Consider the following 25106-nt stretch of genomic DNA (forward strand, 5'->3'; position numbering starts at 1 on the left):
GGTCCTCATCTCTCGTGGTACTGAGCAACACCTTCGCGGGCTGCCTTGAAGGGGGTTGAAGCTGAACTACCTGCTGAAGCCGGCGGTGAGACCGCTGAGCAGCTGGCGGCGGCCGACGGCGTACAGGATGACGATGGGCAACGTCGTGAGTACGACCGATGCGAGCACTGCGGGCACGTTGACGCTGTACTGCCCTTGGAACGTCCAGAGTGCCAGCGGAAGCGTCCGCTTGTCCGGACTCTGGGTCAGGATCAGCGGCAGCAGGAAGCCGTTCCAGACCGCCAGGCCGTTGTAGATGCTGACCGTCACCAGCGCCGGCCTGGTCAGCGGATACGCGAGGGTGCGCAGCATTCCCCACTCGGTCGCGCCGTCGACGCGCATGGACTCGAAGAGCTCCTTGGGCACGTCCCGGATGAAGTTCGTCAACACCAGGACGGACAGCGGGATCGAGAAGGCGATCGACGGCAGGATGATCGCCAGCAGGCTGTCGTAGAGTTGCATCCGGATGATCAGCAGGTAGACCGGGATGATGGTGGCCTGCAGCGGGATCGCCAGCCCCATCAGGAAAAGTCCGTTCACGCCGGCCAGGAACCGGCTGCCGACACCGCGCACGATGGCGTAGGACGCCATGAACGAGATCGCGACCGCGGGAAGGATCGTGCCGGCGGTGACGATCACGCTGTTGAGGAAGTACCGCGGGAAGTCGGACTCGATCACCAGTTTGTAGTTGGCGAACGTCGGGGCGGAGGGCAGCGCGAGCGGGTTCTGGGTGAAGTACGCGCTCTGGTCCTTGAAGCTGGTGACGACGATCCAGTACAGCGGGATCAGGACGATCACGAGCCACACCCAGCCCGCGATACCGCCGAGCCAGTTCAGGTGGATCAGGCGTCGGCCGAGGGGCATCCCGCCGCGCACCTGCCGGGTCGCTGTGCTCGTGCTACTGGTCACCACGGCCATGTCACGCTCCTTCCTGCTGGCTGGCCGTCGTGCTGCCGCCCAGCCGGCGCAGCAGAAGAGCCAGGACCAGACCGAGCAGCACGAGCATGACCGCGATCACGCTGGCCGGCCCCATCAGGTTGGCCTGGAATCCGCGCTTGTACATATCGAGTGCGAGCACCCTCGTGGCATCGCCGGGACCGCCGGCGGTAAGCACGAAGATCAAGTCGAAGAACGTCAGCGACCCGACCACCATCAGGGTGGACGAGGTGATGATCGTGTACTTCAACTGCGGAACGGTGATGCTGAAGAACTGCCGGATCCGCCCGGCGCCGTCGATCGAGGCGGCCTCGTACATGGAGGTCGGGATCTGCCGGACGCCGCCTTGGTAGATCAGTGAATGGAACGGGATGAACTGCCACGAGACCACGAAGATGACCACGCCGACGGCGAGATTGCTCTTCCCGAGCCAGTCCTGGGCCAGGAAGCTCAGGTGCAGACCGGCCCCGAGCCCGAAGTTCGGGTCGAGCAGGGCCTTGTAGGTGATCGCGATCGCTGCCGAACTCAGCAGCAGGGGGATGAAGTAGAGGACGGCCAGCAGAGCGCGGTAGCGCTGACGACCGGCGAGGAACACGCCGAGCAGAAGGCTCATCGGTGTCTGTACCGCCCACGACAGGATCATGATCTCGAACGTCACCAGCACCGTGTGCGGAAGACTCGGATCGCTCAGAACCGAACGCCAGTTGGACAAACCGGCTGTATGGATGGCACCGAGGCCGTCCCACTGGGCGAAGCTGAGTGCCAGTACGCCGACCAGCGGGACGACGCCGAACAACAGGAACATCGCCAGGGCGGGGAGTGCCATCCACGCGACCGGGCCGCTCCGCCCAACGCGCGAGGAACTGGTTCGCACCACAGCCGGCGCCTCGGACGGAGCGGCCATCGTCACTTTGCGATCACCGCGTTCATGCTGGTCGCGAACTGTTGCGGCGAGATCGAGAGCTGGAACAGCTTCGCGATGTTGTCGAGCAGCGTCTCCGCGGCGGTCGGGCTGAGCGCCTGGTCCCAGGACTGGGCGAAGTTCTTCGCCTTGCTCGACGTGTCGTAGACGAAACTCAGCCAAGCGGCGTCGTTCTTGTCCGTGATGGAAGCGAGCTTGTCCTTGGCGCTCGTGACCACCGGGATGCTGCCGGACTGCACCCAGGCGTCGACCGAGGAGGCGTCGAGGGTCGACGTAGACAGGAACTTCTTGGCGACGTCCTTGTCCGCCTGGCTGGCCTTCGAGGAGATCGAGAGGTACTGGCCGGGGTTGCCGACGGTGTCGCTCGGGTCGCCCTTGCCACCGTCGACCGGCGGGAAGTTCATGTAGCCGAGGTTCCCGCCCGTGACGAAGTTGCCACCGGCGCTCTTCATGGTGCCGTAGGTCCACGCGCCATGAAGCATCATCGCGGCCTTTCCGGTGTACAGCAGGGCCAGGTCGGCGTTGGAGTCCGCGGTGATCGAGGAGAACCCCTTGATGAAGCCGTTCGCCTTGACAAGCTTCTGCATCTCGTCCAGCGCCTGCAGCGACGCCGGCTGGGACCAGGCGTTCTTCTGGCCGTCGAAGATGTTCTGGAACACCTCGCTGCCGCCGATGCGGTCGAAGAGGAACTCGAGCCACATCATGTTGGTCCAGCGGGACTGCCCGCCGAGCGAGAACGGCGCGATGCCCTTGTCGTTGAACTTGGGCACGAGGTTCATGACGTCGGCCCACGACTGCGGCGGTTGGGCGCCCACCTTGTCGAAGACCGTCTTGTTCCAGTAAAGGACGATCGGCGTGGTGGTCTCGACCGGCATCGCGTAGATCTTGCCGTTGACGGTCGCGGCGCCGAAGGCCGACGGGAAGATCTGCTTCTTCAACTCGGCGTTCTGTCCGAACCACGAAGTGAGATCCTCGACCTGGCCGGCGTCGACGTAGCTCTTCAGGCCACCGCCACCCCAGCCCCAGATCAGCGTCGGACCCTGCCCGGCGCCGATGGCCGTCTTGATCTTCTGCTTGAACGCGTCGTTCTGGAACTCGGTGGTCTTGAGCTGGGTGCCCGAGTTCGCGTCGTTGAACCGCTTGACCTGGGCCTCGCGGATGGCCTGTTGTGGCTGGCCGGTGAGGAACCAGTAGGTCGTCGTCCCACCGCCGCTCGAACCGCCGGTGGAACTGCCGGAACTCTGTGGGCCGGAGGTGCCGCAGGCGGCGAGGCCGGCGAGGCCGGCGGCGCCGGCGGTCAAGCGGAGGAAATTGCGCCGGGAGGTCGTCATGGGATCCACGGTTGTCTCCGTACTCCATTGCCGCGGACCACTCCGCGGCGGGTGGGTTGTCAGGTGCAGCGGCCGTCGGCGCGACACCAGGCTGCGCCCTGCCAACTGCCCCGCGAGGTAGCGGAAGCACCTGTTCGATTTCGAACTATGTTTCGTAACGTAGATTTCGAGCACGTGACTGTCAAGGTCTTGAAGTTAAGCCTTTGCTGAGACAAGGTAGATCAACGAATGCGCCAGCGAACAGGAGAAACGCCCGCGCTGCGGGCGGAGCTCCTGCGCTCTGAAGACGGCCGTCGGCGAGTCGAAATGTTTCGAAAAATCCTCAGCCAGATGGTCGCAGAATAGGGAGATTTTTCGTGACCACCTCTGTCTCGACTGTAGGCCCGGACGACCGCCCGTGGCAGAACACCTCGCTGCCGGCCGCGAAGCGGGCAGAACTCCTCCTGCAGGCGATGACGCTGGAGGAGAAGCTCGCCCAGCTCGGGAGCCGCTGGATAGGTAACGACATGGCCGACGCAGAAGTGCCCGCCGAGGAGTCGCTCAACGTGGCTCCGCTGCAGGACGTCTTCGCGGAGTCCGGAGCCGTCTCGCTGAAGGAGGCAAGCCGGCATGGGCTCGGCCACCTCACCCGGGTCTGGGGCAGCGTCCCGCTGACGGTTGAGGAGGGCCTGGCGGAACTGATGCGTCAGCACCACGTAGTCCTGGAGGGATCCCGGCTGGGAGTCCCCGCGCTGGTCCACGAAGAATGCCTGACCGGCTTCACGACGTACGGGGCGACTGTCTACCCCGCAGCCATCGCCTGGGGCGCGACCTTCGACCCTGAGCTGGTCGAGCGGATGGCCGCTGCGATCGGGCGCGACATGGCCGCTGTCGGTGTCCACCAGGGCCTCTCCCCCGTGCTCGACGTCGTCCGCGACTACCGCTGGGGCCGGGTGGAGGAGACGATCGGCGAGGACCCGTACCTCGTCGCGATGCTCGGCTCGGCGTACGTCCGCGGCCTCCAGAGCGCCGGCGTCATCGCCACCCTGAAGCATTTCGCGGGCTACTCCGCATCGCGGGCAGGGCGCAACCACGGTCCGGTGTCGATGGGCCGGCGCGAACTGCTTGATGTCATCCTGCCGACCTTCGAGGCCGCCATCGCGACAGCCTCCGCGGGCTCGGTGATGAACTCGTACTCCGATGTCGACGGCGTTCCGGCCGGCGCGGACCCCTGGCTTCTGACTGAAGTACTGCGCGGCGACTGGGGATTCAGCGGCACGGTCGTCTCCGACTACTGGGCGGTCCCGTTCCTTGCCTCGATGCATCGCGTCGCGGCAGACCACATCGACGCGGGCGCCCTGGCACTCGCTGCCGGCATTGATGTCGAACTCCCCGACACATTGGGCTTCGGCCCCGGTCTGCTCGAACGGGTCAAGTCGGGCGAAGTCTCGGAGGACCTGGTCGACCGCGCGGCCCGGCGCCTGCTCGTGCAGAAGGTGCAGCTCGGCTTGCTCGATCCGGACTGGACCCCGGAGAGCTCTGTCAGTCAGGGCGAGGTGGACCTCGACTCCCCGGCGAACCGCGCGCTTGCCCGGGAGCTTGCCGAGCGCTCGGTGATCCTGCTCGACGCCGGTTCTGCGCTACCGCTGCTCGGCCAGGACAGGCCCGCCCTGCAGCGGGTTGCTGTGGTCGGGCCGTGCGCAGGAGACCCCAAGACGTTCATGGGCTGCTACGCCTTCCCCAACCACGTATTGCCGCGCTATCCGGACCGCGGCCTCGGAATCGACGTACAGAACGCGGTCGACGCACTGCAGCACGAGCTCGGGAGCGCTGAACTCGTGTACCAGCAGGGCTGCGCGGTCACGGGCGACGACCGGTCCGGGTTCGACGCGGCCGTGGACGCAGCGCGCAGCGCGGACCTCTGCGTTGCGTATGTCGGGGACCTGGCCGGGCTGTTCGGGCATGGTTCGTCCGGGGAGGGCTGCGATGCCGAGGACCTGCGGCTGCCCGGCGTGCAGAGCGAACTGCTTGCGCAACTCCTGGACACGGGGACGCCGGTGGTCATCGTGGTCGTTTCCGGCCGCCCGTACGCCCTGGGTGATTTCGCGGGCCGCGCGGCCGGGCTGGTCCAGGCGTTCATGCCCGGTGAGGAGGGCGGCACCGCTATTGCCGGCGTGCTGAGCGGCCGACTCGTACCCAGCGGCAAGCTGCCGGTGCAGATCCCACGCCACGCCGGCGGGCAACCCAACACCTACCTGCAGCCGCCGCTGGGCAGTGGCGAGAGTGCTGGCATCAGCGCGCTGGACGCAACGCCGTTGTTCCCGTTCGGCTTCGGCGGGTCATACACCAAGTTCGAGGTCGATAACCTGCGCCTCAGCGCCACCGAAGTCCCGACCGATGGCGAGTTCACCGTGGCTGTGCGGGTTCGCAACACCGGGTCTCGGGCCGGTGATGAGGTGATCCAGCTCTACCTGCACGACGTACTGGCACAGGTTGCCCGGCCGTTGAAGTTGCTGACCGGCTTCGCGCGGGTATCGCTGGAGCCGGGCGCGGCGACGGATATCACCTTCCACGTCCACGCCGACCGCACGGCGTACACGGCGAAGGACCTGCGCCGAATCGTCGAGCCGGGAGACCTCGAAGTACTGGTCGGCACCTCGAGCGCGGACCTGCCCTGTCGCGGCATCGTCCGGATCGCGGGAGAGGTGCGCGTGGTCGGACACGATCGTACGATGATCACCCCTGTCGACCTGACGCCGATCGCCGGCGACGCGACAGCCACCGGAGGAGCGTGAGGAGGTGTCGCCGTTGAGAGGCCGCGTCACCTTGGCCACCGTCGCATCCTCGGCCGGGGTCTCGGTTGCGACAGTCTCCAAGGTGCTCAACGGGCGGAGTGATGTCTCTGCGGCAACCCGGGCGCGCGTGCAGGAGGTGCTCCGGCAGCACGACTATGTCGGCCGGCGCCCCGAGCCGACCGAGCGCGCCACGGTCGAACTGTTCTTCCAGGGCGTGATGACCAGCTACTCGATGGAGGTCATCACGGGCGTTCTCGAGGAAGCCCGGGCGGCCGGCGTAGACGTCGTACTCAGCTCGCGCCCGCGCGTTCCGCCCACCAGCCGGACGGCGCAGTGGGTTCGGGAGTTGACCGCAGCCGGGCGTCGGGCCGCCATCGGCGTCACCAGCGACCTGACCGCTGCCGACCTGGCCGCGCTTTCCCGGGCACGGCTGCCTCTCGTCGTGGTCGATCCGCTCAACGTCGCGCAGCCGGACGTGACAAGCGTCGGCTCCACAAACTTCGCGGGCGGCCTGGCAGCGACACAACACCTGCTGTCGCTAGGACATCGCAAGATCGCCTACCTCGGCGGACCGCCCGCCGCGGGTTGCAACCAGGCGCGGATGAACGGATTCCGTGGCGCGATGGAGGCGGCGGGGGCGCCTGTGCCGGTGGACTACGTGCGCTTGCACGACTTCCTCTACGGCGACGGCCTGGCAGGCGGGACCGCCCTCCTCGACCTGGCCGAACCACCCACCGCGATCTTTGCCGGCAGTGATGAGGTGGCGCTCGGGGTGATGGAGGCGGCCCGCGCCCGAGGCCTGCGCGTGCCCGAGGACCTCAGCATCGTCGGCTTCGACGACACCCAGGTGGCGCGGCTCGCCTCTCCACCGCTGACAACCGTCCGCCAACCCCTGCAGGAGATGGGCGCGGTAGCCCTCCGCACCGCCCTCCGTCTCGCAGCCGGCGAAAAAGTCGACTCTCACCACGTCGAACTAGCCACCAACCTGGTCATCCGAGAATCCTCCGCCGCCCCCGCCCGCGAACCCTCCATCGCGGTGTCCTGACTGGGCCGCCGGGAGGCGAATCATCGTCGTGTGCCAAGAGGGCTACAGCTTCAGCCTCGCCGCCACCGGATCGACGAGCCCCCTGAAACTGGGGGGTTCCCGGCCGCTGACACCGCAGCCAACCTGAACCCAAGGGGCAGGTTTCCGCGGGTTGGGGTAGGCGGTCGACGGGGCTGGGGGGCCGAGGCTCGTGTCACGACGAGTCGACAGTTCGGGTGCCCGCCGGGGTGGGGGTTCGTCATGATCATTTCCCGACGCGAGGTCTTAGCGGTCGGAACATTCGGCAGCGCCTCAGTACTCCTGCCGTTGCCGTCCTGGCTGAGAGGCGGACCGCCACGCCTGGCGGAGAGCAAGTTGCCGAAGCCGTTCCAGGTAGGGCTAACGGTGCCGCCGACGCTCGCCCCGGTGCGGAGTACCGCGACGACGGACTACTACCAGCTGACCATGCAGTCCGCGCCGGCGCAGATCATTCCTGGCTTCGCCACGACGATCTTCGGCTACAACGGGATCCATCCGGGTCCGACGGTGTACGCCCGCAGGGGCCGGATCGTCGTAGTACGGCAGATCAATGCACTTCCGGACGTCCACCCGACCCTCGGGTACCGCTGCACGACCTCGGTCCACCTGCACGGCAACGCGTCGCTCCCGCAGTACGACGGATGGGCGGAGGACCTGACGCCGCCGGGATTCTTCAAGGACTACGTCTATCCGAACGAGCAGCCTGGGCGCACGATGTGGTACCACGACCACGCGGTGGATCACACCGCGGAGAACGTCTACATGGGCCTGGCCGGGTTCTACATCACCAACGAGGGCCCGAACCTGCCGCTGCCGAAGGGCCGCTTCGACATTCCCCTCATGATCAAGGACGTGCTCTTCACCCCCGATCGGCAACTGCTCTTCGACGCCGGTGAGGAGGACAAGGGGCTGATGGGTGACGTCATCCTCGTGAACGGGAAGCCGTGGCCCGTCCTCAAGGTCGAACGCCGCAAGTACCTGTTCCGGATCCTCAACGCGTCCGCTTCGCGCGCCTACCGGCTCGCACTCAGCACCGGCGATCCGTTCACCTTCGTGCAGACCGACGGCGGGCTCATGCCCGTGCCGCAGTCGGCTGCGGAGTTCCGCATCGGAGCTGCGGAACGGTACGGCGTGGTCATCGACTTTGCCAGGTATCCGATCGGGCAGCAGGTGGTGCTGCGAAACCTCGACCTGAAGAACAACGAGAACTTCGCCACGACCAAGCAGGTGATGCGCTTCGACGTCACAGCCGAAGCGACCAGCCTGTCGAACAACACCGTGCCGCCAGTGCTCACTCCGGGAAACTCGGCCGGCGACCCCATGCTGCTACAGCCGTCCCAGGCTGTTCGGACCCGGGACTGGCAGTTCAAGCGGCGCCGCGAGGCTTGGTCGATCAACGGCGAGTTCTGGGACTCGGGCCGGATCGACGCGGACCCGGCGCTCGGCGCCGTGGAGATCTGGCGCTTCCAGAACACTTCAGGCGGCTGGTTCCATCCCATCCATACACACCTGGTCGACTTCAAAATTCTGGACCGCAACGGAAGGCCGCCAGCGGCGTACGAACTCGGCGCGAAGGACACCACCTACGTCGGCGAGGACGAAACCCTCCGAGTGATCGCCCGGTTCACCCCGCACCGCGGCCGCTACATGATGCACTGCCACAACCTCGTCCACGAGGACACCCACATGATGACCAACTTCGAGGTCGGCAAAGGGGGCCCATCTCCCACCAGCGTGCCACCGACCCAGCTCCCAGCCCCACCGCTCTGACAACACCCGCGCCCGGCAGTCCCGGCGAGGAGACTGTGAGGCGCCGGCCGGTCAACTCGGGGTCGGCCGCCACGGCAGGCAGCCGGTCGGATCACCTCCGCGTCATCCCTGTGACGGCAGTGAGAGCGGCGTCGAGGACGGCTCGCGCTGCGTCCCCGGGGGGCAACGCGCGGGCGACCGTGACCGCTCCGACGATGGTGGCCACTGCGGTCCAGGCGCGCTGCTGCTGCTCTTGGGGGGTGCCCGTCATGGCGGGGGCCAGGATCGCGACGAGTTCGGTCATGCGGCGTTCGTAGGTGTCGCGGACGTGGGCGCCTGCTCGCGAAACGTCCGCGCTCAGTGAGGGCATCACACAGCCGTCGGCGACGCCCTGGCAGTGGTCGTCGCTGAGGTAGATCGCCATCAGTTCCCGCAGACGCTGACCGCGCTGCGACGAGTCGGCGTCGGCGATGCCGGCGAACATCGCTCCCAGTTCCGCGCTGATCACTTCCTCCAGCAGTGCCTCCTTGGTGGCGAAGTTCGAGTAGAAGCCGCCGGAGGTGACATTCGCCGACGCGGCAAGACCGTCGACGCCGATCCCGTTGAAGCCGTCCCGCTTGAGGACTCGTGACGCGCTACGCAGGATCGCCTCCTTCGCCTTGACCTTGTGCTCCTTGGTGTACCGCATGTGTGACCTTCCGCGCTCGGGCTGGTGCAAGCCCCTAGCATAGGATAACGTTCGTTATATAGTGATCGTTATCCTATGCCGCTGGGCAAGCCGCCCGCGCGACGCGAGTTCGGAGAGTGAAGAGAAATGACAGTGAGCTACAAGGACGTGCCGACCAAGACCGTGGACGTCGACGGAGTCCCGTTCACATACCGGCAGGTGGTGGGCGCCGAAGGCGATGTCCCGCTCGTACTCCTGCACCACCTGACGGCGGTCCTGGACGACTGGGACCCGGCGGTGGTCGACGGCCTCGCCTCCGAGCGGCACGTCATCACCTTCGACAACCGCGGCGTCGGTGGATCCGGAGGCATGACCCCAGACAGCGTCGAGGCCATGGCCGACGACGCCGTGGCGTTCCTCGAGGCTCTGGGGCTGGGCACCGTCGACCTGCTGGGCTTCTCCTTGGGCGGCATGGTCGCCCAAGTGGTCGCCCAGCAGCGTCCCGACCTCGTCCGGCGCCTCATCCTGGCCGGCACCGGCCCCGCCGGCGGCAAGGGAGGGGCGAGCGGCGCGGAGGTGCTCCAGAGTGCCATTCAGCAAGCCTCCGCCGAGGGGAGGCATCCCAAGCACATCCTGTTCTTCTCGCCGACGCCCACCAGCCAGGCGGCCGCCGACGCCTTCCTCGGCCGCCTCGACGGGCGCACTCAACTGGACCGGGATACGCCGGTGTCGAACGAGACGATCGGCGCCCAGCTCACCGCACTCGCGAAATGGGAGCAGGGCACGTCACCGGCCGGCCTGGCGACCGTCGCCCAGCCCGTGCTGGTCGTCAACGGCGACGAGGACATCATACTGCCGACGATCAACTCCTTTGAGCTGGCACAGCTACTTCCCAACGCCCAACTGAGCATCTACCCCGATTCCGGGCACGGCGGCATCTTTCAACACCACACCCTGTTCGTCCAGCAGACGCTGGGGTTCCTGCGCGACTAAACACCCGAGCCGGGCCGGACAACCCGGCTCGGCACCCCACTGTCGTACGGAATTGGTCGCCGCGATTGGCCTTCGTGGCAGGTCAGACGCTTCCCTGCAGGAAGTTGAGAAGCGGCTCCTCTTCGTATTTGTCTTTTACAGAAAGGTTGGCCAATGACTCTGCGTGAGGTCAATGGTGGCTTGGCGGGCGCGCGCAGGACGAGTTCTGGAGGGCCGGTGCTCGTCGTGGGGGCTGGCCCGGTCGGGCTGGTCGCCGCTGTCGAGCTGGCGCGCCGAGGGGTAGACGTCCGTCTTGTTGACAAATCTGGGGGCCCTTCCTCGGGCTCTCGGGGAAAGGGGCTGCAACCTCGCAGCATCGAGGTTTTCGACGACCTGGGAGTTGCTGGGCGCATTGTGGCCACGAGCCGTTCTCGGTTGGCCATCCGGAAGTACCGGGGTCGGGCGGTCCTGGGAACGAGTGACGTGGTCCCCGACGCGCCGGAACCCACAGCGTCTACCCCGTACCCGCGGACCGTACTGATTCCCCAGTGGCGCGTGGAGGAGATTCTCCGCGAAAGGCTGGGCGAACTAGGTGTGAGGGTCGAGTACGGGTCGGAACTGGCCGGCCTGAAGCAGGACAGCGACGGCGTGCACGCCTCCCTGCAAACCGCGAGCGGGTCCGAGAGCGACTCGTTCTCCTATGCCATTGGTTGTGACGGGGCGTCCAGCACCGTACGCAAGCTGCTGGAGATCGGGTTTCTGGGGCAGACCGACGAGACGGTCCGGATGCTGACCGCCGATGTCGAGGTGAGCGGCCTCGACCGTGACTTCTGGCACTGGTGGCCCAGCGCCGACGGAAAACTGCTGGCACTGTGCCCGCTGGCGGCTACCGACACCTTCCAGCTCCAGATCGGCGTGGCACCTGACACTGTGGGAGAGCTGCCGCTCGCACAGATCCAGGCCCTGGTCCAGGAACGCAGCGGGCGCACCGACATCCGCGTACGCCGCGTCGAATGGCAGTCCATCTGGCGCTTCAACGTGCGGATGGTGGACCGATACCGCACAGGACGGGTGTTCCTGGCCGGCGATTCCGCCCATGTCCACTCGCCGGCCGGTGGACTGGGCATGAATACCGGAATCCAGGATGCCTACAACCTCGGCTGGAAAATCGCGCACGTCCTTCGCGGCGCACCCGCCGGTTTGCTCGACACCTACGAGCAGGAGCGACTCCCGATCGCCGCCGACGTCCTGAACCTCTCCTCCAAGCTCATCGCAGGACGCATCGAGGGAGTCGCACCAGGTGACCGACAGGGCTCCGACACCCTGCAGCTCGAGGTGCACTACCCCGTCAGTGAGCTCAACGGCTCCCGCCGAGGCGAGCAGACGATGGTGCAGGCAGGCGACCGCGCGCCCGACTCACTGCTCCAAGGGCCGGACGGGAGCGCAGTTCGACTCTTCGACCTGCTCCGCGGACCCCACACGAGTGCACTCGCCTTCGGGCCACGCAGCTCCAAGGTCGCGGATGCTATCGCCGAACACTTCCACGACCACCTGAAGTCGTTCCCGCTCCTCCCGGCCGCATCACCCACTACCGAACCTAACCTGACCCACTTCACCGACAACGAGGGTCACACCCACCAGGACTACAGCATCAACGGCGACACCCTGCTCATCATCCGACCGGACGGATACGTAGGCATGCGTGCCGCCGACCCGGACGAAGCCGAGATCTTCCAGTACCTCAGCCAATTCCTCCCCACGGAACAGGCCAACCGTTGAAGCAACTCCGGGCATCGTCTCCCCACGGCTGCACCGGAACGACGCCTTAGTGTCACCAAGGACGTTGAGAGCGGCGAAGAGGTTGGTGGCGCCGTGACGGACCCACCTGACCAGCGTCTTCCATCGCCCGGGTGTCGTAGTCGTGGGTACGTCGCTTGGTTGCGTCGAACTCGACCGGTTGCAACGGCTCGGTGCGATCAAACGCCTGGACCTCCGCCAGGCTGCTGAGCAGCCGTGCCCGGTTACGCCGGGCGTCATCCCGTGGCGGCTTCGCGTCGGTGGTCGCCTCACCACCCACGGACAAGCGAGCCCCATTCGAGGGCGCCAGTCGCGACCAAGCGATAGACGACGGCCGCCAGCCCCGTTGTCAGGCCCCGACGCTCCCGTGGGCTTCAGCCGTGGGGTCTGGTCCTTCGATGGCGAGTAGCAGTTCACGCAGGTCGCCGGCCAGCTGCTGCTGCAGTGCCGGGTCAATGGCGGCGAAGACTTCCCGTTCCGCGACATCGTTGGCCTCGACCGCTTGTAGCTGGCGCTCGAGGCCACTGGCGGTGAGCGTCACGAGAACCTGGCGGCGGTCATCGGGGTCGACGTCGCGCCGGACATAGCCGTTGCGCTCAAGGCGTCCGACGCGGTTGGTGATCGCGCCGGAGGTCAGCTGGGCCACGTCCAGCAGTTCGCCGACAGTCAGCGTGCCGCCCGCGCGGCGCAGTCCGCTGAGGATCTCCAGCTCCCATAGCTCCATGCCGAGTGGGGCTAGCCGCCGGCGTACCTCGGTGTCCAACTTGCGGGCGGCCCGCCTCAGTCGCCAGGCGATCGCCTTCGCGGAGGCATCACGCTCGGGCTCGAGCGTGGCGAGGAACGCCAGCATCGAGTCGACTCGGTCGCGTCGAGTGCTTGCTGTGGCCATGCGCACAAATATAGCAGCTTGAAGAATCTTAGCGTCGTGGTAAATTTATCTTCACGTTCAGATAATGAAGGTGAAGGGAACTAATCATGGCGAACGCAAGTAGGGCGGGACGGATCGCCCCCGCACACTCGCAGCGGCAAGGCGGACAGGCCGGCGCTCCCAGCAAACGGACCGTCGCGTTGACCATCACGCTGGCCGTTTTGGGGGTGTTCGTGACGTACGTGCCGATCACGGCGGTCAGCGATTCGCTGACCACGATCGGCGCCTCGACCGGCGCATCGACCGCGGACCTGCAGTGGGTCAGTGACAGCTACATCCTTCCGATGGCGGCGATGATTCTCTCGGCTGGTGTCTTCGGGGATCTTCATGGCCGCCGCCGCGTCTATCTCATCGGCATGGCGCTGACCGTGCTCGGCACGGTGATCGCCGCGCTCGCCGGCACGCTGAGCGGCATGTCCGCACTTCATCTGCTGTGGACCGGTCAGGCCGTCACTGGCGCCGGCGCCGGTCTGCTGCTGCCGACCACGCTCGCGCTGATCGCCCACGCGGTACCCGATCTGCGGGCCCGGGCGCGCTATGTCGCGCTGTGGGCGACCGGACTCGTCCTTGGCATCGCCGTCGGACCGCTGATATCAGGGACCATCCTTCGGTATGCCGGATGGGGCTGGGTCTTCGTACCCAACGCGGGGCTCGCCCTCGTCGCCGGCGTCCTCGCCGCACTGCGCCTAGCGGAATCAAAGGCGCCGCACGGCCGCAGCCTGGACTGGCCCGGCCAGATCACCGCGACGATTGCGATCGCCGCCAGCATCTTCGGTGTGATCGAGGGCGGCCAGTCCGGTTGGAGCTCGGCTCAGGCCGTTATCGGGTTGGCCGTGGGCGCTGTCGCGTTCGCCGCGTTCCTGCGTGTCGAGGCACGCTCGAGCTCACCGCTGTTGAACCTGTCCTTGTTCCGGTCGCCCGCATTCAGCGCCGCCGGCTTCTCCGCACTGATCGCTCTGTTCGCGCTCGTCGGAACAATCTTCCTGCTCAGCCTGTTCTTCGGTGCCGGGCAGCACCTCTCACCGCTTGCGATCGGTGTGCGGCTGCTGTTCATCAACGGCGTCACTGCCGTGGCGAACCCGCTGGTCGGCCGGCTGCTGACCCGATGGCCACCGGTCGCGCTCCTGGCCGTCGGGCTCGGGCTGGGCTCGGTGGCGATGTTCCTGCTGACCGGGATTCAGGTCGACACCTCGATCGGCGCCGCCGCGTGGAGGCTCGCCATCCTCGGCGTCGCCGACGCATTCATGCTCAGCGCCGTCGCGGTCACCGCGATCCACGCCGTCCCGCACCACCTCGCCGGCATGGCGGCAGCCGCCAACACCGCCCTGCGCCAGTACGGCGCCGTCCTCGGTCCCGCCGTCCTCGGCGTGATCCTCACCAGCCGGATCGCGGGCGGCGCCAGCATGTCCTCCGCCCTGCACACCGCGCTCAAGGTCAACGGCGCACTCCTTGTCGTCGCCGCCATCGTCTGCGCAATGACGGTGCGGCTGGGACGCAACACCGCGAACTGAGCACCGAATCATTCACGGCACTGCTCGCAGTCCTGCCTTTCGTCAATTGCCCAGGAGACGGCAAAGAGAAGGGTTCCTGCGCTGTACAGGCAGCGTCCTGACCCTCCGATGAGGGTGCATGGGCGAGAGCAGACCACCCGACGGATGGCGCCACGCCAGTCATCTGCCCCAAGCGAGCGGAAGCCCCGCATTCATTACGTCGCAGATGTCCCTAGCCAACTATGCAGTCGTCACCTGGCACAAACACGGAAAGGCAAAGTCAATGAAACTCGCCCACACCGCGCACCTGATAAGCGTGCGCGCACTCGTCATCGGCATCGCGGCTGTCGCCGGTATCGCCGGGCTGCTCATCACGGCCGGACCGGGGGCATCCGCCCACACCGGATCCGCTCACGCCCGATCCGCCCAGGGCGGCGCTGCCCCTACGGCCCAGCCCGGCTGCACACTCAACCCGTCACCCCCGGCCGGCTTCACCGAGCGCAAAATCAAGGTCAACGGCATCGGCATCAACTACGTGCGCGGCGGTCACGGGCCCACCCTGCTCCTGCTGCACGGCTACCCGCAGACCTGGTACACGTGGAACCACATCCTGCCCGCGCTCGCCCAGCACTACACCGTCGTCGCGCCCGACCTACCCGGCGCCGGGCTAAGCGACGCTCCCGCGCCCGCCGCGACCTACACGAAGAAGGCCATGGCCGCCGACATCCACGCGCTCATGGTCAAGCTCGGCCTCAGCCGCAACATCAGGATCGTCGCCCACGACATCGGCACCACGGTCGCCTATCCCTACGCCGCCGCCCACCCCGATGACGTCGTGAAACTGGTGCTCAGCGAGGCCCCCATCCCGGACCCGACCATCTACACCTTCCCCTCGCTGACTCCGAACGGCCCCGGGCTGTGGTGGTTCGGCCTGTTCGCCGAGAAGAACGGCCTCGCCGAGGACTTGATGACCGGCCGGGAGCAGCAGTGGGTGACCGACTTCATGCCGACGAGCGAGGTGGTCAAGGGCGCCGTCACCGCATGCGACATGAACATCTACGCCCACTTCCTCGCGCAACCCGGACACTTGCGGGCAAGCATCGAGTGGTTCGCCACGCTGCCGCAAGACGTCAAGGACAACGCCATCTACCAGAAGACCAAGCTCAGCATGCCGGTCCTCGCCATCGGTGCCTCGGGCAACCTGGGCACCCGTGAGGCCACCTGGGTCAGCAAGTACGCCACCAACGTGACCGGGATGGTCATCCCGAACTCCGGGCACTGGCTTTACCAAGAGCACCCCGCCGAGCTCACCAGGATCCTCCTGCAGTTCCTCGGATAACCGGCGCTCGGGCGGCTGCCGCTGCGACCAACGGCAGCCGCCCGTCGGGAACCACGCCGCCATCCTGCACACGATGCTGGGCACCATCGACCGCCTCAGCGGCCAGGTCGCCGGCCTCGACGCCCAGGTCGCCGACGCCATCGCCCCGTTCGCGCACCGGCGAAGTTCTGCCCACAGGTCCACGGATCGGCCGGCAAGACCAAGAACAAGCCCGCGGCGGCGGCGACCCCTGGCTCGCCCGCACCCTCGGCACCATCGCCGCCGGCGCAGCACGCACCGACACCTTCCTCGGCGCTCGCTACCGACGAATCGCGCGACGGCGCGGCACAAAAGGCGATCGTTGCCACCGGCAATACCGCGCTCACGATCGTCTACCACCTACTCGCAGACCCCGACGCCGCCTAACCACACCCGAGACGCTCAACCTGCCCGACGACCAGTCGACGCGTTCGCTGCCCTGGCAGCCGAGCTACCGGACGCCGAACGTCCGCAATCGGGGGTACGTTGCTGGCATGTCCGACTTCACGATCCAGGCGCTGACGCCGGAGACGTTCGACGACTTCGCCGCTCTCGTCGAGCGGAACAAGGGCATGTTCGCCAGCTGCTGGTGCACGTGGTTCCATCCCGACTGCGCGGAGAAGGGCCAGAGCGCCGAGGGGAACCGGGCGCTCAAGCAACGTCTGGTGGCCGACGGGATCGCGCACGCGGCGCTGGTCTACGACGGCGACCGGGCCGTCGCCTGGGCGGAGTACGGATCACCCGAGGAGCTGCCCAGCATCCATCACCGCAAGGAGTACGTGGCCACTGCCGAACGACTGCCCGACTACCGGGTCACCTGCATCCTGGTCGAGCGTGGCCTTCGCGGTCAGGGCCTGGCGGCGATCGCGCTGCGCGGAGCCGTCGAGCTGATCGCGCAGGCTGGCGGCGGCCTGGTCGAGGGCTACCCGCACGACACCGGCGGGGTCCGGAAGAAGAACTCGTCGTTCCTCTACAACGGCACCCGCACGATGTACGAGCGCGAGGGTTTCACCTACGACCGGCCCAAGGGCCAGGGCAACTGCGTGATGGTGCGCGAGGTGGCCCCGAGCACGCGCGACTGAATCGGTCCAGCGCTCCACGCGGAGACGACGGCTACCCGGCACCGCGCCGTTTCTACGAGTCGCTCGGCTTCTCCACGATCGCGCGTACGTGCACTTTTCGTGGGACCTCTTGGCGGGCTCTCGCGACTGATCCGCACGCCGGACGCCCTAGTGTGGACGGCCGCCGGCGATCACCGATTGGGGATCCCTCACCGGCACGGGTCGGTGCGGTCGATAGACCGCTCATGCCGCCGAGAGGGAAGCGTGGTCATGCCGATGTGCGAGCGCCGGTGATGGGGAACGTCGGCCCAGTTCTAGGGCTGACTAGATCGCGAGGAGTCGTCGAGAAGCACCTCGTAGAGGCACAGATCGCCGTTGGCAACCAATTGCCGAAAACCCGCACGTTCAAGGGTGCGTTGGGAGGCGACGTTGTCTTTGTCGGTATCGGCAACAACCCGGGACACGCCGTGCGCGGCCGCGACGGTCAGGATCGCGGTCAGCGCCTCTGCTGCGTAGCCCTGACCACGAGCCGACGGTGCCAGGCCGTAGCCGATCTCGGCGCATCCGTTCTGCGGTTGGCCTTTGAAGCCGATGCCGCCGATGGCCTGCCCGTCGGCCTTCCGGGTGATCCGATAGTGCCCGAATGGCCGTTGGTTCCCATGGGCTGAGGCAGCCCTCAGGAACGCTGTGACGCCGATGATGTCGCCGTCAAAAGGGAAGTCATCTGCCCAGACGTCCCCCACTCCGGCATGACGCGCGACTATGCGTTCGCCCTCTGCTGTGTCGATCGCGTGCAAGGTAAGTCGTGGCGTGTGAAGTTCGGTCACAGCCGCAGCCAAGCAGAGCGCCCCTCCTGTCACAAGCTGTTTCGCGTCCGCTGGGGCGGTGTCGGTGCACCGAGACGTCGCACATGCCGCGTTTCGAGCAGGCGAGGGTGTCAGCCAGTTTGACCCCGCTGACCCCAACGGCTCCTGCCCCCTGGGCGCGGGCAGCCCGTGCTTGCGACGGGAGCCAGGTGCCGCGTTGCGGGGGCCGCCGTCGGTCGCCATTGCAACTCTGTTGCCGTTGACACGGCCGCCGAGCCCCGGCACGATCGATGCGCGGCGTCGCCGACGCCCAGCCTCCTGAGGACCTGCCCCAGCCGGGCCCTCGAGAAGGCGAAGGGGATCCTGCCCTCAAGGCTGCTGCCATCCAAGCCTGTTTCGAGTGCCGCTTCGCTGGGGGAATCGGGCACGTCGAGGAGGCTTGTCATGACCAAAGAGGGCAGTTTCAAGCGCGCAGTGCGTCAGCGGGCACAAGCGACCGGATTGCGGTACACCGAGGCCCGCGCCGCGCTGGAGAAGGGCCGCACGTCGCCGTTTGCTCGGACTCGCCCCGTCGAGTTCGCGGAACTGAGAGCGCACCTCGAGACGCGATACGGCATTAGCATCACCTCGATCGCGCCCATCGACGACGACCCCCAGACGCGGCCACGCGGGTCCTGGCTCGGCCACTATCCCTGGACGCTGGTCGTCAAGCGAGAGGACGGCTCGCCCTGGATCGCTCGAGTCTTCTCGTCGGCAGCGGACACGGTCGGCCGCGTCGAGGGCGATGCGGAGATCCTGCGGTTCCTCGCCTTACACGACTTCCCCGCCGAACGGCCCGCGCACGACAGTCCCGTGTCGGTGCTCGAGGGAAACGGAGTGATCGTGACCGAGTACGTCGAGGGCGGACGCCCGACCCAGTCGCCGGCGGTGCTCCACGAGCTGGCGAGCCTGCTCGGCCGCCTGCACAAACTGCCCGCGGCCGGTGGTGCGGTCGCGCGGGACGGAGGGTCGGAGGAGCACGACGGCGCCTTCTTCGCGGGACGACCGAAGCAGGATCTCGCGGCGGCGATGAGCTTTCTGGTGAGCGTCGAGGACGCCGTCGCTCCCGAGGGTCGCGAGATGTTCGAGTGGCTCCGCGACAAGGTCGAGCACGCCGACGACGCCGAAGGCCTGCCCGAGGCGTTCACCCACGGGAACTACCACGCATGGGCGGCCGTCGGCAGGCCGGGCAACCTCGCCATCGTCGGCTGGGCAGGGTCCGGGCGCGGACCCCGCCTGCCCGCCCTCGCCTGGCTGCTGACGACCGCAGGGGAGGGCGATGGGGAGGGTATCGACGCTGCCGCGCGCGGGTATCGCGAGCACGTTCAGCTCACCGGTGAGGAGCTCGAGCGGCTGCACGGCGTACTGGCCATGCGACCGCTGTGGCTGGCGTGCCTCGACTACCGGGAGTCGGCGCGCAGCGGGCTCAACCCGACGATGGACGAGGGGTGGATCGGCTGGCTCGCGCACCCCGAGCACGCCGAACGACTAGCTGCCCGGGCGATCGCGTCGTTGCGAGGCTGAGTCGCGGGCAACCGCAAGGCTGCCCACGACACGCTCCCCAACGGCAAACCGGCGAGACCACGAGGCGCCCGCCCAGCAACCCAGGACGGGCGCCTCACCCCGCCCACCTGACAGGAACGCACTCCAGATCAGTTGACTGAACTCTCCAGCGCGCCGATTGGCGTCGTGGTGCGGTCGCTGGAGAGGTAGCACCGGCCGCCGAGCGCGTTGTATGCGAAGCGCCCGCCTCACAAATAGGTACGGTATGGGCGCGGGCCTGGGTTAATCTGCGGCAATGGCGCAGGGGCATATTGACAAGATCGCTAAGGAAACCGGATTCTCCGGTGTGGTCTGGATCGACCGGGCCGGCCAGATCGAGTTCGCGAAGGCCTACGGGCTGGCCAACCGCACGTACCACGTTCCCAACGCCCTGGACACCAGATTCGGCATCGCCAGCGGCAGCAAGGGGTTCACCGCCCTGGCGGTGCTCTCACTGGTGCATGACGGTGTGCTGGAGCTGAGCACTACCGCCCGATCCCTGCTCGGCAAGGATCTACCGCTGATCGCTGACGACGTGACCGTCGAACATCTACTCACGCACACCTCTGGCATCGGTGACTACCTGGACGAAGAGGCCGACACCGAGATCACCGACTACTTCATCGGCGCGGCGCACGAGCTGACTACTACCGAGGCTTTCCTGCCCCTGCTGGACGGGCATCCCACTAAATTCCGGGCCGGTGAGCGGTTTGGCTACTGCAATGGTGGTTTCGTGGTCCTCGCCCTGCTGGCGGAGCGGGCCGGAGGCGTCGGATACCACGACCTGGTGCGGGAACGGGTGCTCCGCCCCGCCGGCATGACCAGAACCGACTTCCTCCGCTCCGACGAGCTACCCGCTGACGCGGCCGTGGGTTACCTGCCACTAAACGGTTCGGACCGCTCCAACATCTTCCACCTGCCGGTGCTGGCCACCGGCGATGGCGGCATCCACACCACCGCCGCCGACATCTCCACCTTCTGGCGCGCGCTTTTCGCCGGCGACATAGTGGATTCCGTCGAAGAGGTCGTACGGCCACGCTGCGACGTACCCGAGGAATCCAGGCGCTACGGTCTCGGCTTCTGGCTGCACGAGAGCACCGACACGGCGATCCTGGTCGGGTACGACGCCGGCGCGTCGTTCAAGTCCACGCACGACCCACACACCGGCACCACCTGCACCGTGCTTTCAAACACCTCCCCCGGCGCCTGGCCTATCGCCCGCGCTTTCACACCTTGAGGACCGACACGTCGTACTGGTAACTGCTCGACAGCCCTGGCGAGCTCGAGTTCAACCGGGACTGAGAGTTCGGGCGACAAGTTGCCCATGGCCACAGGTTCGCCGCGCGCTGAGTTTTCCGTCCCGCTCAGGCGTGTGACAACAGGGCAACAGCCCGACCCGCGCCGGCATGCAGGCGGCAGCGATGTCGTGATCTGCTCCGGGAGCCAGGCCGCGTCGTACTGGACGAGCCCCAGAAACGCGGTGCATCGATAAACTCCGAGTCCTAGAGTGCGTGGGGTGAATCTTTCGCATCTCGGTGCGCCGATCGGGCCGATGATCCGCGTCCACGGCGGGTTCGCCAACCGGACGTACCGGCTCGACACCGACCAGGGGTCGTTCGCGGTGAAGGAGTTGAACCTCGTCGACCGCCGCTCGACCTACCGCGTCGAGGACGTGTTCAGGTTCGAGCGGGCGGCCTTCGCTGCCGGCATTCCGATGCCAGAGCCGATCTCGGCCAGCCACCACACGCTCGTCCACCGCTGGGTCGAGGGAGAGAAGGTGCCCGAAGCGGCGGTGTCGGCGGCGTACGCGTTCGAGATCGGTGAGATCCTCGCGCGCATCCACGCGCTCGACGTCGAGTGGACCCACGTGTCGATCGAGCACCCGACGTCACGGGACTGGCCCGACCTCGCCGAGCGGGCGGCGGCGACCGGACAGCCGTGGGCCGACGAGCTCGCCTCCCATGTCGAGACGCTCCTCGCGATTGCCCACTTCGTCGGCACCTGCGAACGGCCAGGCCCCGTCGTGCTGACCCACAGGGACATCCAACCGTGGAACCTGCTCGCTCGATACGGTCGGCCGGTCGTGCTCGACTGGGAGCTCTCGGGGATGCTCGACCTGGCCAGTGAGCTCGGCTCGACCGCGCTGAGCCTCGCGAAGGGACCTGGCTTCGACAACATCGAGCCCACCATCTTCCGCTCGGTCCTCGACGGCTACGTTGAAGGAGGCGGAGCGCTGCCCCCGTCGGGTCCAAGCTGGTTCGTGTTCATGATCGGCGGCTGGCTGGAGCACACAAGGTGGAACATCCTCCGCTGCTTCGCCGGTGTCGAGGCGAGCACCGGCCCTGACCTCGCGCTGTCGCACGAGTCCGTGCACAACGGCGTGCGCGGCCTCCCCGACATGTTCGGCCGACTTCCAGAGCTCGAGAAGCTGCTCGTGTGACGGTGACCCGCTTCTGTGCGTCGCGTCCCGCCACCGAAGTGTTGGTGGCGGGACGCCGCCGTTTGCTCCGGCTCAGGTCCGGTCGTAGCGAGTCGGCGGGAACGGGTGCTGTTCGGTCAGCGGATGGAGTTCGCCCTCCTTGGTCTGGCGGTCGATCTCAGCCACCTCCTCCTGGTACTCCTCGCTTTCGGTGAGGTCCGTGGGCACCGGTGCATCTGTGGCCGGAGGCACCGAGTCCGGGTCGTAGTCGTCCACCCCGAGCTCGACCCGCTCCTGCTCGGTACGGCGGGCCAGTTCGTCATCGTCGGGGTGGATCGGCATACCGCCATGCACGCGCCGCGGGTCGTTCGACCTGTCGCTGGATCGCTCTGCCATTGCTACCTCCATCAGTTCGTTCTCTGGCAGTCCCATCTCTGGTGGGCCACTCGCTATAGGCGACACCGGCCGTCAGAGCTCGGCGCGCCGCTGCCCAGGTTCCCCGCCGCCGCTGCAGTACTAGTGGCCCGCCCATCCGACGGTAGTAGCTCGCCTATCCGACCGCTTTCCGGACCGTCGGCCCCAGCGACGCCGCTTGGAAGGCCCGGGACTGGACGCCCGGGATTGGATGCCTGGGATTGGACGCCTAGTGCAGCAGCAGCCCACCGATCGAGGTCTGCAGGTCAGCTCGGGCATGGGTCGCGATGCCGCCCAGGCCTGATCTCTCACCCTCCGACGCGGCCGATGAACGGCCGGTGACGCTGCCCGGAGCTGCCCGACGCTTTCGGCCGAATAGCGGACAACAGTCAGCCGGTGTTCATCCGGCAGCCACCTATGCCACCCGCCTAGCCATGAGGCTCAGGGTGTCCGTGGATGGCCACGCCCAAAGGCCACGTCCGCCCGAATGAGACAGGAACGAAAGGCACGTCCGTGAGAGCTTCACACATCATCAAGATCGGTCTCGCCGGCACGCTGGTCGCCGGCGTCGCGATGGGTATGTCGAGCGCCGCAGTCCAGGCCGACGACGGCTTCCACGTCGACGGGGTTCCGACAGCGAACCCCAAGTTCGGCGTCCAGAACAACGTTCTGACCCCCTCGGCGACCCAGACCTCCGTCGCTTGGGGCAATCTGCCGCTGACCAACCCCGACACCGCCAACGGGGTCACCAACTACGGTTACAACACGCTCGACGGTGCCCCGCTCACCCAGACCAAGAACGAGGCCCACAAGACCGAGCCGGACAAGAACGTGTACCTCACGTTCGGCGGCAAGCACTACCTGTACCAGGGTCACGAGATCGGTCCCCGCGGCTACGTCACCCGGATCAACCTCGACGAGACCGATGCGGCCAAGCGAGTCACCCTGATCTCCGACGTCGACCCCCAGGGCAACGCGTACCCCACGATCGACGGCATCACCTGGGACCCCTTCACCAAGCAACTCCTCCTCACCGCCGAGTCCGGCTCACCCAAGGGTGGCGTCTTCGGGGTCTCGCTCGACGCGAAGGGTGACGCCGTCGACGGTAAGGCTGTCCGCCTGAACGCCCTGGGCTCCGGGGGATACGAGGGTATTCAGAACGACAGCTTCGGCAACATCTGGATCGTCGAGGACATCGGCGGCGCTGCGGCCGGCGGCGGCAAGGTGCCGAACAGCTACGTCTACCGCTTCGTTCCGACCGACAAGGCGGACCTGGCCAAGGGTGGGTCCCTGCAGGCGCTCCAGATCAAGCGCTCGGACGGCAGCCCGGCGACGGCCGCCCAGCTCCAGGCGAACCCGTCAGACCCCTTCATCGCGAGCCTGCACACCTACGGGACGTCGTTCGACACCCGGTGGGTGACCATCCACACCGGTACGACGGAGGCGTTCGACGCCACCGGTGCCGCCAAGGCAGCGGCAGCCACCCCGCTGAAGCGACCCGAGAACGGCGTCTTCCGCCCGGGCACCGATTTCCGTGAGTTCTACTTCACCGAGACCGGCGACACCACCACCGGGAGCACCCTCCCCGGTGCCTACGGCGGCGTGTTCCGCCTCTCGCAGTCCTCGGCCAAGGCCGACACCGGCAAGCTCTCGATCTCCGTGGTCGGCGACAAGCAGCACACCGGCTTCGACAACATCCAGTTCGCCACGGACCGCGCCATGCTGGTCGTCGAGGACGCCGGCGACGGCCTGCACACCCAGCGCAACGCCCTGGATTCCGGCTACCTCTACGAGCTCGCCAGGCGTGACGACCGCAGCAACGGCAAGGGCAGCAGCGCGCCCACACCGGTCCGCTGGCTCGCGGAGGGTCGTGACGCCTCCGCCACCTTCGACTCGATGAGCGGCCCTTCCTACAACGACGGCGACAACGAGATCACCGGCATCCACGTTTCCGACGGCGACCCCACGCCCGCCGGCATCCTCGGAGCCAAGATCCCCCACCCCGTCGGCTCGACCTGGCGTACCTTCTGGACCCAGCAGCACGGTGACAACATCACCTGGGAAATCAACTGGTCGGGCGCCTCGCAGCACTGACCGAACCAGTCAGCGATCACCACGTGTGGTGTCTGCCGCAAGGCGGCACCACACGTCTTCTCCCTTGTCTGTGCCTCGAATTGCCTGTGCCTGGAATTCAGGGGGCCGGCGAGTCGTCTTGCCGCACTAGGTTCAGCGGCCGGCGGGTTGGAAGAGCTCCACCACGTTGCCGGACGGATCCACCAGCAGAATCTGCCGACCATTACACTTTGCCGCTCACGAGGAACCCGAACTGCTCGCACACGACGTTCGCGACCGCGGTGGCGACCAGGTCAGTGAACCCTGCCATCCGCTGCTCGGTGTCATGCGGCAGCGGCGCCTGCCTATTCTCACACCGTTACGCGCTGCCTGACCGGCAACGAAGTAAACGAAGTACTCGTGGGGCTCTCCGCGGCTTGGGGCCTGCGTGTGCTCATGACTGACGGCGGATGCCATATCGACGTCTGCATCCTCGCCGAGGTCCGACAGCCCACGCCCTCAGGTTGGTACCGGCGAACGTCACCCCAGCCGCAGGGCGTCCGATAGCGAGCATCGCTACCTCCTTAGCCTGCATGAAGGCCCAGGACCCTGTACGCAGATCACGCGCGATTGGGTATGGACGCGGCCAAGGGCTGCCCGCCAGGCTGCAAACCCAGCTACCGGCTAGACGGTATGACGTGACGCCGTCGTGGTGACGGGGTTGCGGGCCGGGGCCTCACTCACACAG

General features: G+C 67.1%; 19 protein-coding genes. 12 read left to right on the plus strand and 7 right to left on the minus strand.

Features of this window, described 5'->3' with window-relative positions:
* Window positions 1–66 precede the first annotated feature (66 nt).
* From ABD210_RS18045 to ABD210_RS18055, 3 genes are all read right to left on the minus strand, one after another.
* Window positions 67–957, minus strand: a complete 891-nt coding sequence (locus ABD210_RS18045; protein ID WP_344112771.1) for a carbohydrate ABC transporter permease — start codon at window positions 955–957, stop codon at window positions 67–69.
* 1 nt (window position 958) lies between these two features.
* A complete protein-coding gene (locus ABD210_RS18050) occupies window positions 959–1801 on the minus strand; it encodes a carbohydrate ABC transporter permease (protein WP_344112772.1) in 843 nt (280 codons plus the stop codon).
* An 80-nt stretch (window positions 1802–1881) separates the two neighbouring features.
* Window positions 1882–3228 carry an extracellular solute-binding protein gene (locus ABD210_RS18055; protein WP_344112773.1) on the minus strand — a complete coding sequence of 449 codons (1347 nt, stop codon included), beginning with the start codon at window positions 3226–3228 and terminating at the stop codon, window positions 1882–1884.
* Between the two features lie 356 nt (window positions 3229–3584).
* Here ABD210_RS18055 and ABD210_RS18060 point away from each other — a divergent pair, with 356 nt between their 5' ends.
* The 3 genes from ABD210_RS18060 (at window position 3585) to ABD210_RS18070 (ending at window position 8835) form a co-directional block, all read left to right on the plus strand.
* Window positions 3585–6002 (plus strand): glycoside hydrolase family 3 N-terminal domain-containing protein, encoded by a 2418-nt coding sequence (locus tag ABD210_RS18060; RefSeq protein WP_344112774.1) that lies wholly within the window; start codon window positions 3585–3587, stop codon window positions 6000–6002.
* A gap of 4 nt (window positions 6003–6006) precedes the next feature.
* On the plus strand, window positions 6007–7047 hold the full coding sequence (locus ABD210_RS18065; protein ID WP_344112775.1) for a LacI family DNA-binding transcriptional regulator: 1041 nt from the start codon (window positions 6007–6009) through the stop codon (window positions 7045–7047).
* Window positions 7048–7287: 240 nt separating this feature from the next.
* Entirely contained in the window at window positions 7288–8835 is a 1548-nt protein-coding gene (locus tag ABD210_RS18070; protein ID WP_344112777.1) for a multicopper oxidase family protein, read from the plus strand.
* A gap of 91 nt (window positions 8836–8926) precedes the next feature.
* Here ABD210_RS18070 and ABD210_RS18075 read toward each other — a convergent pair whose 3' ends face one another.
* The gene (locus ABD210_RS18075) at window positions 8927–9502 is read right to left on the minus strand and encodes a TetR/AcrR family transcriptional regulator (protein ID WP_344112779.1); all 576 of its coding nucleotides are present in this window, start codon (window positions 9500–9502) and stop codon (window positions 8927–8929) included.
* Window positions 9503–9628: 126 nt separating this feature from the next.
* Here ABD210_RS18075 and ABD210_RS18080 point away from each other — a divergent pair, with 126 nt between their 5' ends.
* Window positions 9629–10474 carry an alpha/beta fold hydrolase gene (locus ABD210_RS18080; RefSeq protein WP_344112781.1) on the plus strand — a complete coding sequence of 282 codons (846 nt, stop codon included), beginning with the start codon at window positions 9629–9631 and terminating at the stop codon, window positions 10472–10474.
* A 153-nt stretch (window positions 10475–10627) separates the two neighbouring features.
* Entirely contained in the window at window positions 10628–12232 is a 1605-nt protein-coding gene (locus ABD210_RS18085) for an FAD-dependent oxidoreductase (protein ID WP_344112782.1), read from the plus strand.
* A 367-nt stretch (window positions 12233–12599) separates the two neighbouring features.
* Here the strand turns inward: ABD210_RS18085 and ABD210_RS18090 are convergent, their stop codons facing one another.
* Window positions 12600–13139, minus strand: coding sequence for a MarR family winged helix-turn-helix transcriptional regulator (locus tag ABD210_RS18090; RefSeq protein WP_344112784.1), 540 nt, complete (start codon window positions 13137–13139; stop codon window positions 12600–12602).
* An 86-nt stretch (window positions 13140–13225) separates the two neighbouring features.
* Here ABD210_RS18090 and ABD210_RS18095 point away from each other — a divergent pair, with 86 nt between their 5' ends.
* The 3 genes from ABD210_RS18095 (at window position 13226) to ABD210_RS18105 (ending at window position 17107) form a co-directional block, all read left to right on the plus strand.
* Window positions 13226–14689, plus strand: a complete 1464-nt coding sequence (locus tag ABD210_RS18095; protein WP_344112786.1) for an MFS transporter — start codon at window positions 13226–13228, stop codon at window positions 14687–14689.
* A gap of 262 nt (window positions 14690–14951) precedes the next feature.
* Window positions 14952–16007, plus strand: coding sequence for an alpha/beta fold hydrolase (locus ABD210_RS18100; RefSeq protein ID WP_344112787.1), 1056 nt, complete (start codon window positions 14952–14954; stop codon window positions 16005–16007).
* Between the two features lie 512 nt (window positions 16008–16519).
* Window positions 16520–17107, plus strand: coding sequence for a GNAT family N-acetyltransferase (locus ABD210_RS18105; RefSeq protein WP_344112789.1), 588 nt, complete (start codon window positions 16520–16522; stop codon window positions 17105–17107).
* 293 nt (window positions 17108–17400) lie between these two features.
* Here the strand turns inward: ABD210_RS18105 and ABD210_RS18110 are convergent, their stop codons facing one another.
* The gene (locus ABD210_RS18110; protein WP_344112790.1) at window positions 17401–17913 is read right to left on the minus strand and encodes a GNAT family N-acetyltransferase; all 513 of its coding nucleotides are present in this window, start codon (window positions 17911–17913) and stop codon (window positions 17401–17403) included.
* Window positions 17914–18336: 423 nt separating this feature from the next.
* Between ABD210_RS18110 and ABD210_RS18115 the strand changes: the two genes are divergently transcribed.
* From ABD210_RS18115 to ABD210_RS18125, 3 genes are all read left to right on the plus strand, one after another.
* A complete protein-coding gene (locus ABD210_RS18115) occupies window positions 18337–19455 on the plus strand; it encodes a phosphotransferase enzyme family protein (protein WP_344112792.1) in 1119 nt (372 codons plus the stop codon).
* Between the two features lie 274 nt (window positions 19456–19729).
* Window positions 19730–20710 carry a serine hydrolase domain-containing protein gene (locus tag ABD210_RS18120; protein ID WP_344112793.1) on the plus strand — a complete coding sequence of 327 codons (981 nt, stop codon included), beginning with the start codon at window positions 19730–19732 and terminating at the stop codon, window positions 20708–20710.
* 279 nt (window positions 20711–20989) lie between these two features.
* The gene (locus ABD210_RS18125) at window positions 20990–21913 is read left to right on the plus strand and encodes a phosphotransferase family protein (protein ID WP_344112794.1); all 924 of its coding nucleotides are present in this window, start codon (window positions 20990–20992) and stop codon (window positions 21911–21913) included.
* Between the two features lie 72 nt (window positions 21914–21985).
* On the opposite strand, the gene ABD210_RS18130 is transcribed toward ABD210_RS18125, so the two are convergent.
* A complete protein-coding gene (locus tag ABD210_RS18130) occupies window positions 21986–22288 on the minus strand; it encodes a hypothetical protein (RefSeq protein ID WP_344112795.1) in 303 nt (100 codons plus the stop codon).
* Window positions 22289–22819: 531 nt separating this feature from the next.
* On the opposite strand from ABD210_RS18130, the gene ABD210_RS18135 reads away from it, so the two are divergent.
* A complete protein-coding gene (locus ABD210_RS18135) occupies window positions 22820–24400 on the plus strand; it encodes an alkaline phosphatase PhoX (protein WP_344112796.1) in 1581 nt (526 codons plus the stop codon).
* Window positions 24401–25106: the final 706 nt, after the last annotated feature.

It is taken from the genome of Kribbella alba (genome assembly GCF_039529635.1).
Classification (GTDB): Bacteria; Actinomycetota; Actinomycetes; order Propionibacteriales; family Kribbellaceae; genus Kribbella; species Kribbella alba.